The organism is Acinetobacter sp. (assembly GCF_045628685.1).
GTDB lineage: Bacteria > Pseudomonadota > Gammaproteobacteria > Pseudomonadales > Moraxellaceae > Acinetobacter.
Map to the genome: position 1 here is coordinate 1 of NZ_JAZQPV010000099.1, position 2,731 is coordinate 2,731.

Annotated in this window: 2 protein-coding genes and 1 pseudogene; 2 read left to right on the forward strand and 1 reads right to left on the reverse strand. The window is 38.5% G+C overall.

Annotation, left to right across the window (positions count from 1 at the left end; all coding sequences use genetic code 11):
• Positions 1–59 precede the first annotated feature (59 nt).
• On the forward strand, positions 60–698 hold the full coding sequence (locus tag ACKI4H_RS13250; protein WP_407306480.1) for an IS5 family transposase: 639 nt from the start codon (positions 60–62) through the stop codon (positions 696–698).
• Between the two features lie 88 nt (positions 699–786).
• A pseudogene (locus ACKI4H_RS13255) lies at positions 787–1,136 on the forward strand (diacylglycerol kinase).
• Between the two features lie 161 nt (positions 1,137–1,297).
• Here ACKI4H_RS13255 and ACKI4H_RS13260 read toward each other — a convergent pair.
• Positions 1,298–2,676, reverse strand: a protein-coding gene (locus ACKI4H_RS13260; protein ID WP_407306478.1) for an IS3 family transposase whose coding sequence is annotated in 2 segments (ribosomal slippage) — positions 1,298–2,202 and positions 2,202–2,676 — 1,380 coding nt in all. Because the reading frame shifts where the segments join, the coding sequence is not laid out codon by codon here.
• Positions 2,677–2,731 lie beyond the last annotated feature (55 nt).

Below are 2,731 nucleotides of genomic sequence, written 5' to 3' on the forward strand. Positions count from 1 at the left end.
AGGCATCTTGGATAAAGAATGGGTCTTCATTGACGGAAGCTACATTCGCGCGCATCAGCATGCAAGTGGAGCTCGGCGTGGTGAAGATACAGCAATTGGAAAGTCGGAGGCCAAGCGGTCTTAGGAAGACAAGGCATATTATCAACTCCTTGGCTCACAGAACGACATGGCTACGATCCGACTTAGGCATCTTGGATAAAGAATGGGTCTTCATTGACGGAAGCTACATTCGCGCGCATCAGCATGCAAGTGGAGCTCGGCGTGGTGAAGATAGAGCAATTGGAAGATCAAGAGGCGGAGCGACTACAAAGATTCACCTTGCCGTCGATGCGCATGGACATCCGATTGATTTTGAAATCACTGGGGGTGAAGTCCACGACAGTCAAGTTGCAAGTGACTTGATTGAGTTGGTAGGTGAAGCCGACTATTTAATTGCAGATAAAGGTTATGATTCAGAGCATATTCGTGAAGTCGCTCGTAATCATAGGATGACTCCTATTATTCCAAGAAAATCAAACAGCAAAAAACCAAATATAGACTTTGATCACTACCTCTATCGTCTAAGGCATCTTGTTGAAAATGCCTTTGCCCGATTAAAGCATTTTCGTGGTATTGCCACTCGTTTTGAAAAGTTGGCTCGTAATTATAAGTCCATGTTGTTCTTGGCTTGTTTGTTTATTTGGTGCAAAGCCAAATGAGGACACGCCCTAATGATAAAGCATTTAAAATTAATCTCTATTTAATAAATCTGTTCTATTTTGTCTGAAATAGATGAAAAATTTAGTTATGAACCCATATTCCCCATTTAAAGAAAAAACAGGTTTTAAGCGTGTTATCCATGCAACCCATTATTCTATTTCGGGTTTTAAAACTGCTTTTATGAATAAAGCTGCATTTCGTCAAATTGTATTTATAAATTTGATTCTAATTTCTGCTGGTTTTTTTCTTAATGTAGCCCGTATAGAGCAAGTGATGATGATTGCGGTGTGTTTACTGGTACTGATTGTTGAATTATTTAATTCAGCGATTGAAGCGTAGACTGTATTTCTCTGAAAAAACATGAGCTTTCAAAAAATGCCAAAAACATGGGTAGTGCTGCGCAATTTGTCGCACTGATGATGATTTCCTTTACCTAGCTGATTATTTTAATACCCTAAGTTTTTTCCTTAATCCTCAAGATATCCGCTATATAAAAGAATAAAGAGAGCATATTTTATGCTGCCTTTTTATATTTCATTTTAATCAGCTATAAAAAAACCCTGCTTTTTGATCTGACCCCCAAAAGTTGGACTCCAAGCTAGGCGGATTCTAAGGACTGATTTCTGTATTCAACAGGGGTCAGTCCTTTTAATTTAACCTTGATTCGCTCATGGTTGTAATAGTGAATATATTCTTTCACCTTTCGCTCCAATTCATCAACTGATTTAAATTCTTCACCATAGAAACATTCTGATTTTAGTATTCCAAAGAAGCTTTCCATTGCAGCATTATCTAGGCAGTTGCCTTTACGTGACATGCTTTGGGTAAGTCCTCGTTCTGCCAGTTGTTGCTGATAATATCGCATCTGATATTGCCATCCTTGGTCTGAATGAATGAGTGGTTTCTCATTCGATTTCAGCTTATCCATGGACTTCTGCAGCATATCTTTAACCAGTCCAAATACTGGTCTACGCCCTGTTTGAAATGCAATAATTTCACCATTAAACAAGTCCATGACTGGTGAAAGATAAAGCTTTTCACCTCTAACATTGAACTCAGTGACATCTGTAACCCATTTCTGGTTGGGCCTGTTTGCCTTAAATTTACGCTGTAAAACATTTTTGGCGATCTTTCCAACTTCGCCTTTGTAAGAACGATATTTCACGGCCCTGATATGTGATTTAAGCTTCATAGACCGCATTAGGCGTTGTATACACTTATGGTTTACTACCGTACCTGTATTTCTCAATGCGAGTGTAATCCGGCGATATCCATAACGGCCTTTATGGCTGTGATAGATTGCTTGAATATGCTGTTTTAGATCAGCGTATTTATCTTTAAATTTTGACTGTTTCTCATGATAAAAATAGGTACTACGTGCCATCTGTGCTGCATGTAACACATACTTTAGAGGATGGTGTTTCCTTAATTCAGATATTAATTTTGCAGTTGTTGCTGTTCTGCTTTTTCCTGTTCTTTCTGCTTCTGAATCAAGGTTCTCCGCTTTTTTAAATATTCGACCTCCGCTCGCAGATACGCTAACTCTTCAAGTAGTTCCTCTTGGGTTTTATCCTGATCTGCTTTAATCGTTTTAGCTTTGGGTATCTTGGGCTTTGGCATGCTGTTAAGTTTTCTTCTAGGCTTTGGTTGTAAACCATCTATGCCGTTTTCTTTATATAGTTTCAACCAATTTCTTAACGTACTTGTTTCATTAATATCAAAGCGTTGCATAGCTTCCCTTAAGGAAACGCCTTCATCATGTATTGCTTTGACAACCTGATATTTAAATTCAACAGTAAAACTGGTTTTAGATCTTCGACGTTCCAAGCCTGGCACACCATAAAGTTTAAATGCTTTACTCCATTTTTGAACATCGGATCTGTGAACATTAAAAAGTTGCCCCGTCACTGAGTCACCGTGACCAGACAGGTAATGTTCAACAACTTTCAATTTGAATTCTTGAGAATATTTAGCCATTAAAAAGCACCCTTCAAATTAGACTGAGAGTGTCCAACTTTCGGGGTGCAGATTA